This window comes from Microbacterium murale (genome assembly GCF_030815955.1).
Lineage (GTDB): Bacteria > Actinomycetota > Actinomycetes > Actinomycetales > Microbacteriaceae > Microbacterium > Microbacterium murale_A.
Window position 1 is genome coordinate 3,917,889 of the sequence record NZ_JAUSXK010000001.1, and the last position, 15,264, is coordinate 3,933,152.

Annotated in this window: 14 protein-coding genes and 1 tRNA gene; 11 read left to right on the plus strand and 4 right to left on the minus strand. The window is 65.9% G+C overall.

Annotated features, from left to right (window positions below; translation table 11 throughout):
• The first annotated feature begins 12 nt into the window (after positions 1 to 12).
• Positions 13 to 654, plus strand: coding sequence for a LysE family translocator (locus tag QFZ46_RS18985; protein ID WP_307364040.1), 642 nt, complete (start codon positions 13 to 15; stop codon positions 652 to 654).
• Positions 655 to 672: 18 nt separating this feature from the next.
• On the opposite strand, the gene QFZ46_RS18990 is transcribed toward QFZ46_RS18985, so the two are convergent.
• Positions 673 to 745: transfer RNA gene (locus QFZ46_RS18990), tRNA-Val, on the minus strand.
• A gap of 153 nt (positions 746 to 898) precedes the next feature.
• Between QFZ46_RS18990 and aceE the strand changes: the two genes are divergently transcribed.
• The 7 genes from aceE (at position 899) to QFZ46_RS19025 (ending at position 8,978) form a co-directional block, all read left to right on the plus strand.
• Complete coding sequence (gene aceE / locus QFZ46_RS18995) at positions 899 to 3,625, plus strand: pyruvate dehydrogenase (acetyl-transferring), homodimeric type (RefSeq protein WP_307364042.1); 2,727 nt, start codon at positions 899 to 901, stop codon at positions 3,623 to 3,625.
• A 31-nt stretch (positions 3,626 to 3,656) separates the two neighbouring features.
• A complete protein-coding gene (locus tag QFZ46_RS19000) occupies positions 3,657 to 4,850 on the plus strand; it encodes a PucR family transcriptional regulator (RefSeq protein ID WP_307364691.1) in 1,194 nt (397 codons plus the stop codon).
• 96 nt (positions 4,851 to 4,946) lie between these two features.
• A complete protein-coding gene (locus QFZ46_RS19005; RefSeq protein ID WP_307364044.1) occupies positions 4,947 to 5,867 on the plus strand; it encodes an ACP S-malonyltransferase in 921 nt (306 codons plus the stop codon).
• Positions 5,864 to 6,865 carry a beta-ketoacyl-ACP synthase III gene (locus QFZ46_RS19010; RefSeq protein ID WP_307364046.1) on the plus strand — a complete coding sequence of 334 codons (1,002 nt, stop codon included), beginning with the start codon at positions 5,864 to 5,866 and terminating at the stop codon, positions 6,863 to 6,865. Before QFZ46_RS19005 ends, QFZ46_RS19010 begins: the two co-directional genes overlap by 4 nt.
• A 68-nt stretch (positions 6,866 to 6,933) precedes the next feature.
• On the plus strand, positions 6,934 to 7,182 hold the full coding sequence (locus QFZ46_RS19015; protein WP_259062007.1) for an acyl carrier protein: 249 nt from the start codon (positions 6,934 to 6,936) through the stop codon (positions 7,180 to 7,182).
• A 99-nt stretch (positions 7,183 to 7,281) separates the two neighbouring features.
• Entirely contained in the window at positions 7,282 to 8,517 is a 1,236-nt protein-coding gene (locus QFZ46_RS19020; protein WP_307364049.1) for a beta-ketoacyl-[acyl-carrier-protein] synthase family protein, read from the plus strand.
• Positions 8,517 to 8,978: an ASCH domain-containing protein gene (locus tag QFZ46_RS19025; RefSeq protein ID WP_307364052.1), complete on the plus strand. Its 462-nt coding sequence runs from the start codon at positions 8,517 to 8,519 to the stop codon at positions 8,976 to 8,978. The genes QFZ46_RS19020 and QFZ46_RS19025 overlap by 1 nt, the downstream gene beginning before the upstream one ends.
• A gap of 45 nt (positions 8,979 to 9,023) precedes the next feature.
• Here the strand turns inward: QFZ46_RS19025 and yczE are convergent, their stop codons facing one another.
• On the minus strand, positions 9,024 to 9,689 hold the full coding sequence (gene yczE, locus QFZ46_RS19030) for a membrane protein YczE (protein ID WP_307364054.1): 666 nt from the start codon (positions 9,687 to 9,689) through the stop codon (positions 9,024 to 9,026).
• A gap of 95 nt (positions 9,690 to 9,784) precedes the next feature.
• Here yczE and QFZ46_RS19035 point away from each other — a divergent pair, with 95 nt between their 5' ends.
• Positions 9,785 to 11,188, plus strand: a complete 1,404-nt coding sequence (locus QFZ46_RS19035) for an aminotransferase-like domain-containing protein (RefSeq protein WP_307364057.1) — start codon at positions 9,785 to 9,787, stop codon at positions 11,186 to 11,188.
• Between the two features lie 145 nt (positions 11,189 to 11,333).
• Here QFZ46_RS19035 and QFZ46_RS19040 read toward each other — a convergent pair whose 3' ends face one another.
• Positions 11,334 to 11,837, minus strand: coding sequence for a DUF3145 domain-containing protein (locus QFZ46_RS19040; protein ID WP_307364059.1), 504 nt, complete (start codon positions 11,835 to 11,837; stop codon positions 11,334 to 11,336).
• Positions 11,838 to 12,011: 174 nt separating this feature from the next.
• Positions 12,012 to 12,785, minus strand: a complete 774-nt coding sequence (locus tag QFZ46_RS19045; RefSeq protein ID WP_307364062.1) for a hypothetical protein — start codon at positions 12,783 to 12,785, stop codon at positions 12,012 to 12,014.
• A gap of 177 nt (positions 12,786 to 12,962) precedes the next feature.
• Here QFZ46_RS19045 and QFZ46_RS19050 point away from each other — a divergent pair, with 177 nt between their 5' ends.
• Both QFZ46_RS19050 and QFZ46_RS19055 read left to right on the plus strand, forming a co-directional pair.
• Entirely contained in the window at positions 12,963 to 14,960 is a 1,998-nt protein-coding gene (locus QFZ46_RS19050; protein ID WP_307364065.1) for a DUF262 domain-containing protein, read from the plus strand.
• On the plus strand, positions 14,960 to 15,256 hold the full coding sequence (locus QFZ46_RS19055; RefSeq protein ID WP_307364066.1) for a hypothetical protein: 297 nt from the start codon (positions 14,960 to 14,962) through the stop codon (positions 15,254 to 15,256). The genes QFZ46_RS19050 and QFZ46_RS19055 overlap by 1 nt, the downstream gene beginning before the upstream one ends.
• Positions 15,257 to 15,264 lie beyond the last annotated feature (8 nt).

The following is a 15,264-nucleotide window of genomic DNA, read 5'->3' on the forward strand; positions in this document are numbered from 1 at the left end:
TACGATGAGGGCATGCTCTCCTGGGAAGCCCTGCTCGCGTTCACATTCGCGTCCTTCATCTTGATCGCGATCCCTGGACCCAGCGTCCTGTTCGTGATCGGCCGGTCGCTCGCACTGGGCCGGCGCGGCGGCATCCTCAGCGTTCTGGGCAACGAAGTCGGCGCCCTCCCGCTGGTGATCGCCGTCTCGCTCGGCATCGGGACGATCGTCGCGGAATCGATTGTCGTGTTCACCGTCATCAAGATCGTCGGCGCTTCGTACCTGGTCTATCTCGGCATCCAGGCGATTCGCCACAGACGCGAGGGGCTCGAGGCGGGTGGCCGCGCGGGTCGGCCGGGAGTCTCCGGATGGGTGACGTTTCGACAGGGAGTGATCGTCGGTGCAACGAACCCGAAGACGATCGTGTTCTTCGTCGCCGTACTGCCTCAGTTCGTGAACTACAGCGCGGGGAACGTGGCGCTGCAGATGATGTTGTTGGGACTCGTGTTCACGATCGTCGCACTCCTGTGCGACTCCGTCTGGGCGATCGCGGCCGGGACGGCGCGCCAGTGGTTTTCAACGTCGCCCAAACGACTGTCGGCGATACGTGCGGCCGGTGGCGGCATGATGATCGGACTCGGTGGAACGCTGGCCCTCACAGGGAACAAAGCATGATCACTGGCGTTCGTGCTGTGGGCCCTGCCGGGATCGAACCGACGACATCCACGGTGTAAACGTGGCGCTCTACCAGCTGAGCTAAAGGCCCTGGTGCGTTCAGTCTATCCATGTCACGGATGCGCGACGCAGTCTGTGAAGAGGGCTAGGCTAAATGCGGCGCGCGTTGTGCCGAGCCGACAAGGCTCCCCGCGTCGCTTCCCGTTTCCTTGGCAAGACCTGCCAGCTTGACGAAAGGCTCCTTGTGACCGTTCACGACCAGGATCCGTACTCCCAGGGCCCCCTCGACAGCGATCCGGAGGAGACCGGCGAGTGGCAGCAGTCACTTGACGGGCTGGTCGATGCCAAGGGTCACGGCCGCGGCCGCGAGATCATGCTCAGCATGCTCAAGCGTTCGAAGGAGCTGCACCTCAACGTGCCGATGGTTCCGACGACGGACTACATCAACACGATCGCCTCCGAGAACGAGCCGGACTTCCCCGGCGACGAGGAGCTTGAGCGCCGTTACCGCCACTGGATCCGCTGGAACGCCGCGATCACAGTGCACCGCGCGCAGCGTCCGGGCATCGGCGTGGGTGGTCACATCTCCACGTACGCGTCCGCAGCCTCGCTGTATGAGGTCGGCCACAACCACTTCTTCCGCGGGCAGGACGACTCGTCCGGCGGAGACCAGATCTTCTACCAGGGCCACGCCTCACCCGGCATGTACGCCCGCGCCTTCCTCGAAGGACGCCTGACCGAGGCGCAGCTCGATGCATTCCGCCAGGAGAAGTCCGGCGCGCCCAACGGCATCCCGTCGTACCCGCACCCGCGCATGATGCGTGAGTTCTGGCAGTTCCCGACCGTCTCGATGGGCCTCGGCCCGATCAATGCGGTCTACCAGGCGATGGCGAACAAGTATCTCGAGAATCGCGGTATCAAGAGCGTCGCAGACTCCCACGTGTGGGCGTTCCTGGGCGACGGCGAGATGGACGAGGTCGAATCGCGCGGTCAGCTCCAGGTCGCGGCCAACGAAGGCCTCGACAACCTGACCTTCGTGATCAACTGCAACCTGCAGCGTCTCGACGGACCGGTGCGCGGCAACGGAAAGATCATCCAGGAGCTGGAGTCCTACTTCCGCGGCGCCGGCTGGAACGTCATCAAGGTCGTCTGGGGCCGCGAATGGGACGACCTTCTCGCCCGCGACACCGAAGGCGCGCTGCTCAACCTCATGAATGTCACCCCCGATGGTGACTACCAGACGTACAAGGCCGAGAGCGGCGCCTTCGTGCGCGAGAACTTCTTCGGTCGCGACGAGCGCACCGCCGCCCTGGTCAAGGACTACACCGACGACCAGATCTGGAAGCTCCGCCGCGGTGGCCACGACTACCGCAAGGTGTACGCGGCGTACAAGGCTGCGACGGAGCACAAGGGCCAGCCGACCGTCATCCTCGCCAAGACGGTGAAGGGCTACGGCCTCGGCCCGCACTTCGAGGGGCGCAACGCGACGCACCAGATGAAGAAGATGACGCTGGAAGACCTCAAGCTCTTCCGCGACACCATGCAGATCCCGATCACGGATGCTCAGCTCGAGGAGAACCCGTACCAGCCGCCGTACTTCCACCCCGGCGCCCAGGACGAGACGATCCAGTACATGCTGGACCGCCGCCGTGACCTCGGCGGCTTCCTGCCGGAGCGTCGCACCACCCACGTGGGTCTCACGCTCCCCGAGGACAAGGACTACGCGTTCCCGAAGAAGGGCTCGGGCAACCAGGAGGTCGCCACGACGATGGCCTTCGTCCGCATGCTCAAGGACCTCATGAAGGTCAAGGGCTTCGGCGAGCGAGTCGTACCGATCATCCCCGATGAGGCGCGCACGTTCGGAATGGACGCGTACTTCCCGACAGCGAAGATCTACAACCCCAACGGCCAGAACTACACTGCGGTCGACCGCGAGCTGCTCCTTGCCTACAAGGAGAGCCCGCAGGGCCAGATCATGCACGTCGGCATCAACGAGGCCGGCGCCACCGCGGCGTTCACCGCCACCGGCACGTCGTACTCTACGCATGGCGAACCGCTGATCCCGATCTACATCTTCTACTCGATGTTCGGCTACCAGCGCACCGGCGACGCATTCTGGGCCGCCGCTGACCAGATGGCCCGCGGGTTCGTGATCGGCGCGACCGCCGGCCGCACGACGCTCACCGGAGAGGGCACGCAGCACGCTGACGGCCACTCGCCGCTGCTCGCATCGACCAACCCGGCGACGGTGACCTATGACCCGGCCTACGGGTACGAGGTCGCGCACATCGTGCAGGCGGGCATCGAGCGCATGTACGGCGGAACCCATCCCGACCCTGATGTCATGTACTACCTCACGGTCTACAACGAGCCGTTCAAGCAGCCCGCCGAGCCGGAGAACGTCGACGTCGAGGGCATCCTCAAGGGTCTGCACCGCATCTCCGAGGGCCAGGGCGACGGACCCCGCGTCCAGCTGCTGGCCTCCGGCGTCGGTGTGCCATGGGCGCTCGAGGCGCAGGAGCTGCTGGCCAACGACTGGGGCGTCGCCGCCGATGTGTGGTCCGTCACCAGCTGGACAGAGCTGCGCCGCGACGGTCTCGCCGCCGACGAGCACAACTTCCTCCACCCCGAGGAAGAGCCGCGGGTTGCGTACATCACGCAGAAGCTGCAGGGCGCCGAAGGTCCGTTCGTCGCGACCAGCGACTTCATGCACGCGGTGCAGGACCAGATCCGCCAGTGGGTTCCGGGCGACTACTACACACTCGGCGCCGACGGCTTCGGCTTCGCGGACACCCGTGCAGCGGCACGTCGCTTCTTCAAGATCGACGGCCCCTCCATGGTGGTCCGCGCGCTCCAGGGTCTCGCGGACAAGGGGCAGGTCGAGCGCTCCGTGATCGCACAGGCGATCTCGAAGTACGACCTGCACAACGTCAACGCCGGCACGAGCGGAAACGCCGGCGGCGAGAGCTGAGCCCGGTGTGACCGGATCGCCTGTGGCATCGATGGACAAGGCAACGACGCTCGCCTGGCTGCGCCGGATCTCCGGTGACCTCGCCACGGCGACGATTCAGCGTCTTGACGACACGCTGCCCTGGTATGCCGACATGCCACCGGCCCGCCGCTCTGCGGTCGGGCTGGTGGCGCAGGCGGGCATCAGCTCGTTCATCCAGTGGTTCGACGATCCGACCTCCACTCCGTGGATCGCGGCGGACGTCTTCGCGGCTGCGCCCAGGGAGCTTCTGCGAAGTGTCAGTCTGACCCAGACCCTGCAGCTCATCCGCGTGACCGTCGAGGTCACGGAGGAACGGGTCGCAGGCAAGGGCGAAGATCTGCGTGAGGCCATCCTGCTGTTCTCGCGCGAGGTCGCCTTCGCCGCTGCAGATGTATACGCGCGGGCCGCCGAGGCGCGTGGTCTGTGGGATGCACGGCTCGAAGCGCTGGTGGTCGACTCCATCCTCACCGGTGAGGCCGATGAGGAGCTGCCGAGCCGAATCGCCGCACTGGGCTGGCACGGCCACGGCGAGGTATGCGTCCTGGTGGGTACGACTCCCCCGCAGTTCGACGTGGACCATGTACGTCGCACAGCACGCAAGCTCTCGGTCGATGTGCTCATCGGAGTGCAGGGCTCAAGGCTCGTCCTCGTGCTCGGCCGCGCCCAGGTCGCCGGTCGTGAAGACGCAGATGATGACCTGGCGTTCGAGGACATCGCCGCACGTCTGGAGCCGTCCTTCGGCCCCGGCTACGTCGTGCTCGGCCCGCCGGTGGCTGCGCTTGTAGATGCCGGGCAGAGCGCACGCGCAGCTCTCGCCGGATTCGCCGTCGCCCGCGCATGGCGCACCGCTCCGCGTCCCGTAGAAGCCGACGATCTGCTGCCCGAGCGCGCACTCGCCGGTGACCCGCTGGCGAAGCAGACGCTCATCGAACGCATCTACCGCCCGTTGCAGGCGCACTCCACAGACCTGGTCACGACCCTGTGGAGCTATCTCGACAACGGCCGCTCACTCGAGGCGACCGCACGAGAGCTGTTCGTGCACCCGAATACAGTCCGCTACCGCCTCAAGCGGGTGAGCGAGGTCATCGGGTGGGATGCGACGGGGCCACGTGAAGCCCTTATCCTGCAGACGGCACTGATCATCGGTTCCATCGGCGCCACGGATCCGGTGCGTCGCCGTCCCACCAATCGCCGCACGCGCTGAGCCGACGACGCACGCTGTACGCCACACACAAGGGAATCTCGGAATCTTGTGAGGGTTCATCCACCGTTCTGGCGCGAAGGTTGGCAGACTGAGTAGGTGATTGTCGTCGCCTGCCCTGGACAGGGCTCACAGACCCCCGGCTTCCTCTCCCCCTGGCTCGAACTGGACGGAGTCGCCGACAGCCTCGCAGCATACTCCGAGGCCGCCGAAGTCGATCTCCTCCTCCACGGTACGAAGTCCGACGCAGATACGATCCGTGACACGCGCATCGCGCAGCCGCTCATCGTCGCCGCCTCGCTGATCGCCTCCGCTGCGCTGACAGCGCGCGCCGGACGTGGCCCTGACGGCACGGCAGGGCACTCGGTCGGAGAGCTCGCTGCGCTGGTCGGCGCCGGCGTCATCTCCGCAGAGCAGGCGATGCGTCTTGTCGGCGTTCGTGGACGTGCGATGGCGGATGCCGCGGCACAGACCCCGACGGGCATGAGCGCCGTGATCGGGGGTGACGAGCAGTCAGTGCTCGATCGCCTCGCCGAGATCGAGTTGTCACCGGCCAACTACAACGGCGGCGGCCAGATCGTCGTCGCAGGCGCTCTTCCCGCCCTGGCAGCACTCGCCGAGGCGCCCGTGAAGGGAACTCGAGTGATTCCACTGCAGGTCGCCGGCGCCTTCCACACCTCGTACATGGCACCGGCCGTCGAGGCGCTCCGCGTCGCCGTCGACGAGCTCGTGCCCAGCGACCCGCAGATCATGCTCTGGACCAACAAGGACGGCTCGATCGTCACGTCCGGCTCAGCGGCACTCGACCTGATCGTCAACCAGGTCTCCTCCCCCGTTCGCTGGGATCTCTGCATGAGCTCCTTCTCCGACCTCGGCATCACCGGACTCATCGAGCTCGCCCCCGCCGGCGCCCTCACCGGTCTCGCCAAGCGCGGCCTCCGCGGCACGCCCGCAGTGGCCGTCAAGACACCAGAAGATCTCGACGCAGCGGTTCAGCTGCTGAACGGAGCAGCAGCATGACCGCAACGCTGAAGCAGGCGACCGGCCCGCAGTTCACTCGAATTCTTTCGTTCGGCGCTGCGCGCGGCGAGAATGCCGTGCCGAACGACGACCTCATCGGGCCGATCGATTCCAGCGACGAGTGGATCCGCCAGCGCACCGGCATCATCACACGTGCACGCGCGGTCAAGGAGACCGACGCGATCGACCTCGCCGCTATCGCTGGGGCCGAAGCCATCGAGAAGTCAGGTGTCGCGGCATCCGACGTAGACCTCGTGATCGTGGCGACCATCAGCAACCCCAAGCAGTCGCCATCAGTGTCCGCCATCGTCGCCGACCGCGTCGGCTCGAACCCTGCCGCAGCGTACGACATCAATGCCGCATGCGCGGGCTACGCCTATGCGATCGCTCAGGCCGACGCGCTCATCCGCGCCGGTGCCGCGCGCTACGCCCTCGTGATCGGCACCGAGAAGCTCTCCGATGTCGTCGACCCGGCCGACCGAAGCATCTCGTTCCTCCTCGGCGACGGCGCAGGCGCGGCACTGATCGGTCCGAGCGAGACGCCTGGTATCGCACCCGCCGTCTGGGGATCAGATGGTTCGAAAGCGGATGCCGTCGGCATGAACGGCACACTCACCCAGTTCCGCGACGGCGAAGTGCCGTGGCCGACACTCCGCCAGGAAGGGCCGACGGTGTTCCGCTGGGCCGTCTGGGAGATGGCCAAGGTCGCGCGCGAGGCCCTCGAAGTCGCAGGAGTCGAAGCAGCGGACCTCGCCGCCTTCATCCCGCATCAGGCCAACATGCGCATCATCGACGAATTCGCGAAGCAGCTGAAGCTGCCGGAGACGACGGTCATCGCGCGTGACATCGAGACCACGGGCAACACTTCGGCGGCATCGATCCCGCTCGCGAGCCATCGTCTGATGGCCGAGCATCCCGAGCTGTCCGGCGGACTCGCACTGCAGATCGGCTTCGGCGCCGGCCTGGTGTTCGCCGCGCAGGTCGTCGTCCTCCCCTGATCACGTCCGCCGATTGCCTAAACTGTTCATCGGTTCCGAATACAACCCGCAAGAAAGAGGAAAACCACATGGCTTTCACCAACGATGAGGTCCTCGCCGGCCTCTCCGAGCTGATCACCGACGAGACCGGCATCGACGGCTCCGAGGTCGCGCTCGAGAAGTCCTTCACGGACGACCTCGACATCGACTCGATCTCGATGATGACGATCGTCGTCAACGCCGAGGAGAAGTTCGGCGTCACCATCCCCGACGACGAGGTCAAGAACCTCAAGACCGTCGGCGACGCCGTCAACTTCATCGTCGCCGGCCAGGCGTAAGACCTGACGGATGCCACCCTCGCGTTCAGCGGGGCGTGGCATCCTCTGCCTTCCCCCTCCCGAGACCGCTCTCGTCCCTTTCGACAGGAACCACACCCAATGACCAAGCGCATCGTCGTCACCGGTATCGGCGCCACTTCCGCCATCGGCGGCACAGCTCCCGAGAACTGGACCAACCTGCTGGCCGGCATGTCCGGAGGCCGCACTCTCGAACATGAGTGGGTCGCAGAGCTCGAGCTGCCGGTCACCTTCGCCGCAGAGGCGATCGTCCGTCCCGAAGAAGTTCTCGCACGACCAGTTGCCAAGCGCCTCGATCCTTCCTCGCAGTTCGCGCTGATCGCGGCCATGGAGGCGTGGGAGGACGCCGGCTCTCCCGATGTCGATCCAGAACGCCTCGGCGTCGACTTCGCCACCGGCATCGGCGGCGTGTGGACACTGTTGGATGCCTGGGACACGCTTCGCGAGAAGGGCCCGCGCCGTGTCATGCCGATGACGGTGCCGATGCTCATGCCGAACTCGGCCGCCGGCAACCTGTCCCTCCACTTCACCGCGCGCGCCTTCGCCCGCACCGTCGCCTCCGCCTGCGCATCGAGCACTGAATCGCTCGTGAACGCATACGAACACCTGCAGTCGGGGCTCGCCGATGTCGTGATCGCCGGCGGAACCGAATCGGCAATCCACCCGATCACGATCGCGTCGTTCACGTCGATGCAGGCGCTGTCGCGTCGCAACGATGATCCCGCCACCGCTTCCCGCCCGTACTCGGAGGACCGTGACGGCTTCGTGATGGGCGAAGGCGCGGCAGTGCTCATCCTCGAGACCGAGGAGCACGCCAAGGCCCGCGGCGCGAAGATCTACGCCGAACTCGTCGGCGGTGGCGTCACCGCAGACGCCTTCCACATCACCGCCAACGCACCAGAAGGCGCCGCACGTGCCGTGAAGCTCGCGCTGGAAGCAGCCGGACGCACACCGGACGAAATCACCCATATCAACGCACACGCGACGTCGACCCCGGTCGGCGACCCAAATGAGTACGCCGCGCTGAAGAGCGTCATCGGTGACCGCGTGCATGACATCCCGGTGTCGGCGACCAAGGCATCCACCGGCCACCTGCTCGGTGGCACCGGCGCGCTCGAGGCGATCTTCACGATCCTCGCGATCCAGAACCGCGTCGCTCCCCCGACGATCAACCTCACCACGCAGGACCCGGAGATCCCCCTGCACGTGTCCGGAGACGCACAGTCGCTGGGCGACGGACCGCAGCTGGCGATCAGCAACTCGTTCGGCTTCGGCGGACACAACGCGGTCGCCGCTTTCGCCTCCTACGACGACTGATGAGCGGTTCCGGCACCCTGTCCGCATTCTGGACGGAGGTGCGAGCGGTTCATCGCGACCTGCCGACATCGATTCCGCTCGCGTGGGCGTTCGGGGCGACCCCCGCCCACGCCGATGATCTGTTGGCGCTCGTACTCGCCGGAACCAAGACAGGCACCGCCTCCTCGCTGTGGGATTACGAAGCCAGTGGGGACGCGATCCCCGAAGTCGGTGAGCTGAGCGTGATCCTCGACGGGGCCGGTGAACCACGGGCGGTCATCGAAACGACCGATGTGCGCATCGTGCCGTTCGATCAGGTCACCGCAGCGCATGCGCACGCGGAGGGCGAGGGCGATCGGACGCTCGCGCATTGGCGTGAGGTCCACGAGCAGTACTGGCGGAGACACTCGGAGAACCCTCGCGGCTATGCAATCGATATGCCCGTCGTCTGCGAACAGTTCCGCCTCATCCACCCGAGGTGACCCGGCGGCGGCGCACCGGCTCGGCCGTGATCCGCAGCGCGTCGATCAGTCGGCAGCGACCGCGGCGAGGCGACGTGAGCGCTCCTCGCGTCGACGGCTGATGCGCGGTAGGAACCAGCCGACGAGCGGCCCGACACCCAACGCGAAAAGTACCGTGCCCGCTCCGAGCGGTCCTCCCAGCAGGAAGCCGATGATGAGCACGCTGCCCTCGATGAGGGTGCGCACGATCCATACCTTCCAGCCGGTGATGCGCACGAGACCGGTCATCAGACCATCGCGCGGACCGGGGCCGAAACTCGCCGCGATGTAAAGACCTGTGGCGAATGAGAGCAGTACGAGACCGAGCACGAACATTGTCGCTCCGGCCCACACCGAGTTCGGCGCGGGGATGATCGCGAGCGCCGCATCGGCGCTAGGGCCCACCAGAAGCGCATTCAGCAACGTGCCGACGCCGACGCGTTGACGCAGCGGGATCCACAGCAGCAGCACGACCACGGCGACGAGATTGGTCACCGTCCCGTATCCGAGTCCGGACCGCCCTGAGACGCCCAGTGCGAGTACATCCCATGGCGAGACGCCGATGCCGCCGCGCACCATCAGCCCGAGCGCCACTCCGTAGAGGAAGAGGCCGATTAGCAACTGCACGAGGCGCTCGACGAGGTCGCGCCGACTCGAGGCTGTGAACGGAAGAAAGACGGAGCGGAGCAGCATGCCTCTATCGTGGACGTCATCGGACGGGGGATCTCGAGTCCACTACTCGAAAAGTGGCCTGCATAAGTGACGCCACTTTGCGGCATGCTGGAATCATGACCTCTCGCCTGGTGGAACAGCTCGGTGCGCAGAATGCGGCAGGATCCACCGCGGCTGCGCTTGCAGGGCAGATCCGCGCACTGATCCTCGACGGCAGGTTGACCGTAGGTGAGCGCCTGCCGAGCGAGCGCGCCCTTGCGCTGGAGCTGCGCCGTTCCCGATCCACCATGACCCGCACGTACAGCCTGCTCGAAGGCGACGGATTGGTCACTCGCCTTCACGGCGGGAGCACTCGCGTCGCGCTCCCCCACGCCGGCGCAGGCCCACGGGCCGAGCAGGACCACAATGCCATCGACTTCTCGATCGCGTCGATGGACTCCACACCGGGCCTCTACGACGCAACGGTCCGGTCGCTCCCCCGACTCGCAGCGCTGCGCAGCACAAGCGGCTACTCGCTGCGCGGTCTCCCCGGGCTTCGGGATGCCGTCGCCCAGCACTTCACTCGGCGCGGTGTCGAAACATCGGCGGACGAGATCATCATCACTTCGGGAGCGATGAGCGCATTGAACCTCGTCCTCGCAACGATCGGGCGGCGCGGGGAACGCGCGGTCGTGGAGCAGCCGACCTTCCCGCACGCTCTCGATGCGCTGCGCCGCAACGGCTACCGACTGGTGCCGACGCCCGTCGGCGTCGATGGGTGGGATGTCAGCCACCTGACCGACCTGCTGCTGCACGGCCGTCCTCACCTCGCGTATCTGATCCCCGATTTTCACAACCCCACCGGTGCGACGATGTCGGATGCGGATCGCGCCCGTGTCGTCAGCGCAGCCCGCAACTCCGCCACGCAACTGATCGTCGATGAGACCACGACCGAACTCGACATCGATCGCGGATGGTCGCCGCTCCCCATGTCGGCGTTCGGCCCCGACGTCATGACGATCGGATCGATGTCCAAGATCGCGTGGGGCGGCCTGCGTCTCGGATGGATCAGGGCCGAACGATCACTCATCTCGCGGTTGCTCGCCACGCGTCCGTCGTTCGAACTCGGGACGGCCCTGCTCGAGCAGTGCATCGCTGTCGAGCTGCTCGATGAGATGCCGTCGCTCACCGCGCACGTACGTTCCCGGCTGCTCGCCGGACGTGCGGCCGTCGCTGCCGGGCTCGAGGGGATCGGGGATCTGCTGATGCCGCATTCACCCGGCGGCCTGTCGGCCTGGATAGACCTCGGGGCCCCGATCTCGACGCGTCTCTCCCTCGCTGCCCGAGACCATCAGCTCATCGCCCCGCCTGGTCCGCGCTTCTCAACGGGAGGCGTGCTCGAGCGATATCTGCGCATCCCCATCACTCACCCGCCCGAACGCACAGCCCAGGCGATGGAGCGTCTCCGCCTCGCCTGGAATGACGTGCGCGACGGTGCCATCAGCCGCGCGGACGATGTGGCGGACGCCGCTGTCATCTGACTTCGAAGACAGGTCGCACACGACGAGACCCTCCTCTGCACTCAGAGGAGGGTCTCGTCAATTGGAGCGAGGATACGTTTCTCAGCGTCCGGGATGAATCACCGGCATCCGGTACTCGGCCTCCCGCGCTCCAGGTTTCGGAAGGTCAGCCGACCTTGTGAAGCCACACGACGGTGGCGTCGTCGCTCGCGTGCCGGAACGTCTCGAGCTCCTCATCCCAGGCGGAGCCGAGGGCGACGTCGAGCTCGCGCTGCAGTTCGACCGCGCTTCCGGCCGCGATCTCCATCGCGTAGCGGATGCGATCCTCCCCGATGACGATGTTTCCGGCCGCGTCGGTCTGCGCGTAGTGGATGCCGAGGTCGGGAGTATGCAGCCAACGTCCACCGTCGCTGCGCGGAGTCGGGTCCTCCGTCACCTCGAAGCGCAGGTGCTCCCAGCCGCGGATCGCGGTGGCAAGAGCTGCACCGGTGCCCACTGGACCGTCCCAGTAGAACTCGGCACGACGAGAGCCTTCGAGCACCGGCTGTTCAGCCCACTCGAAGTTCACTGCGCGACCGATAGCGCGTCCGACCGCCCATTCAAGGTGCGGGCAAAGCGCGCGAGGTGCAGAGTGGATGTACACCACTCCGCGTGCGTAAGCCGTCGCCATGATCTCTCCGTTTCTTCAGGTGCGTCTTCCCCAACGACCTGAGCCAACGAAGTGTGGCGAGAATATGCGGTTGTACGCTGATTATCGCCCAGACTGACGGAAATCACAAGTGTGTGATTACGAGGAAAGCCCCGGCCTGCAGGCCGGGGCTTTCGGGAGCTTCGAACGGGTGGCTTACGCCTCGCTCATCGCCTGCTTGACCTGCTGCCCCTTGGCTGCATAGTAGGCCGCGCGCGCAGCATCCTTGCGCGCCTGCTCCGCATAGCCGGCCTCGAGAACATCCTGAGGAACTTCGAAGTTCTCGACCTGGTCTGTGCCGTTGTACTTCTCGATGTAGGCGTCGAGCTCGGGGCCCGACGTCCACGACGTGATGAGGTTGTAACGGGGCTCGGAGCCGACGTGCGTCGCGGCGTGCCACAGACGCTGCGTGTCGATGATGAGCTGGGCGCCGGCGGGAAGCGCGATTCGCACCTCGCCCGCCGGGTCGGTGCGGTTCTCACGCAGGACGAAGAAGCTGTCCTTGTCATCGGTGAGGTTGAAGAACCCGCGGACGACCCAGCCGGTTCCGTCGGGGTTCAGGCGGTTGTTGTCGTCCTGATGGAGGTTGTAGAGGCAGTCGCCGTAGGGCGTGGGCTGCAGCTCGATCACACGGCAGCGGCCGACGTTGGCGCCGGGCTCCTGCGCGCGACGGGTGAGGTTCGGCGCCTTGGCGACCTGAGAGTCGATCCACACGCCGTCCTTGTCGGTACGCGGCGGCTTGTGGTTCCAGAAGCCGTTGCACTCGATGTCACCGAAGGCGCTGGCGAGCGGAGCGAAGCGGGTGTCACCCGACGACTTCCAGTCGTTGTACTCGATGTCCAGCCACTCTTTGGGGTCGAGGTCCTGGTTGTAACTGTCGAGGACGACGAAGCCCTTTTCCTCGAGAGCCGCGGATTTGATGTATCCCATGATCTAGGTCATGTCCTTTCATCGGGGGCCAGCACGTTTTAACAGGCCCTGATAAGGCAAGCCTAACATCGTGTTCAGAAGCGCCAGCGTGGCCCGCCGGTGGCGTTTCGACGGCGACTAGACTCTTTGACGGCGGAGCGCAGGATTCCGCCGTCGTGAGGAGCAAGAGCGAAGAACATGGCAACCGCCACCAATGTCGAAGCGACCGCCGTCAACACGATCGAGTGGCTCTCTGCTCCGGATACGACGATCGTCGTCCCGGTCTACCAGCGTCAGTACCGCTGGGACATCGGCGGATGCGAACGCCTGCTCTCCGACATACGTGCCGTCGCCCGCGAAGGCGCGACCCATCGGCACTTCATCGGCTCCATCCTCTCCGCACAGGATGCATCCGAGATCGACCTCATCCTCATCGACGGCCAGCAGCGCATCACGACGCTCATGCTTCTCGTCGCCGCTCTGCACCACGCGGTTCGAGAGACCGATCCGAACATGGCGGCAGAGCTCGAGCGCGTGCTGGTGCGCGCGGACGATTCGTCGCGCACCAAGCTGCGTCCCCATGACGCGTGGGCGGAGCTCTACGAATCAGTCGTGCTCGACAGGCGCGACGATGTCGACCGTGAATCGCGCTTCGACGACAACTACGCGTTCTTCCGCAGCCAGGTCCACGCCGATGAGGCGCCGCTGATCTGGCGCGGTCTGCGGCGGATCGAGCACGTGTCGATCACTCTCGGTCCCGCAGCGAACGCTCAGCAGATCTTCGAGAGCCTGAACTCCACCGGCGAGCCGCTGCGCGATCACGAGCTCATCCACAACTACATCCTGATGGGGCTCACTCACGCAGAGCAGCTCGACGTCGAAGAGCGCTACTGGCTGCCGATCGAACGTCACACCGGCGAGACCATCGGCGCATTCTGGCGTCACTACCTGGTGATGACGACGGGTCGGGAGATCGCCGCGAACGGCGAGCACGGCGTGTACAGCGCGTTCCGGCATTCGTTCCCCCGCGTCGACGTGGAACGCCTTCAAGCGGACGCGGACGTCTGGCGCCACTACGCCGAGATCTACGGCACCCTGCTCGATCCGTCATCCGAGAAGGATGCAGAGATCCGCCGACAGCTCGAGTACGTCAACACGTTCGGGCGGGCGGCCTATCCGCTGGCGATGAGCGCGTACAGCGATCATGCGCGTGGACTCATCCCGCGCGATGAACTGATCGAGACGCTCGAATGGATTCAGGCCCTCTATCTGCGTCGCGCGCTCGTCGGCCTGCCCGCAGAGCGCCTGATCGCCCGGCTGTGCCGTGCACGCGCAGAGGGTCGCGGCGCGCTGATGAGGGCCTTCGCGCGCATCACTCCGTCGGACGAACGTGTCAGCGCTGTGCTGAAGTACGCGGAGCTCCCCCACGCGGCGTACGTGCTCGGACGCATCGAACAGATCGAGGACACCTCGGACTTCGATGTCGAGCACATCGTGCCGCTGGTTCCCAGCGACGCCTGGTCCGGCGACGGCACGCGGCCATGGATCGATTACTCGGAGGACGAGCGCAACAGCCACAGGGCTCTCGCGCCGACGCTCGGCAACCTGACGTTGCTGGAGCAGTCACTCACGGAACGGGTCTTCGGCGCGTCATACGATGACAAGCGGACGGATGCCTACGCCCGCAGCGCCGTCGCGGAGACCCGCGCACTCGTGGCGACGCCGTCCTGGGGCACATCCACGATCTCGCGGCGCACGGTGCGTCTGACCGCTGAGCTGGTTCGCATCTGGGCCCGCCCCGAACTTCCTGAGATAGACGACGACGCGCTCACCCCCGTGCTCGATGCCGTGCGCCGACGTGGGTGGCCGGCAGGCTGGGATCGCGAGTTCGACTACGTCGAGTACCGCGGCGAGCATTGGGAGGTCAAGGATGTCCGCGCGCTCTTCAATCGTGTGTTCCGCCGCGCATGGACCGATGCTCGCCCGTCAGCGCTCGCGTACAGCACGAATCACGGTGGCCCGATCTATGACGAGATGGCCTGGAAGGGCCACTGGGATGCGCTGGACGACGAGCACTTCCTCTACATGGGCTGGGACTCGAACTATATGATGAGCGCTCTCCAGGGCGTACTGGAAGAATCAGGAATCGCCGCCGAAGTGTTCGTGAAATACTCCTACATCGGGAACGTGATGTGATGCGACACAAGACTCATACAGACGCACCGGCTGCGCCGACGGACGCCGATCCGATCGATCAGGCCTTCGAGGACATCTCGCTCGGATGGGACGCGGATGTTCCGTTGGAGTGCGAGTGCGACCACGGTGACGAAGAGGCCTATGCACCGTGCGGTCGCCGCGCCAAATGGCGTGTGACGATCGACTGCACCTGCGGAGAGAACCACCCCCGCACCGTGGAGCTGCTCTGCACGAAGTGCCTTCGCACCGCCCGGAAGGATCTCGGCGCAGAGTCGATCACCGCGCGCCCGCTGTGACGTCGGCC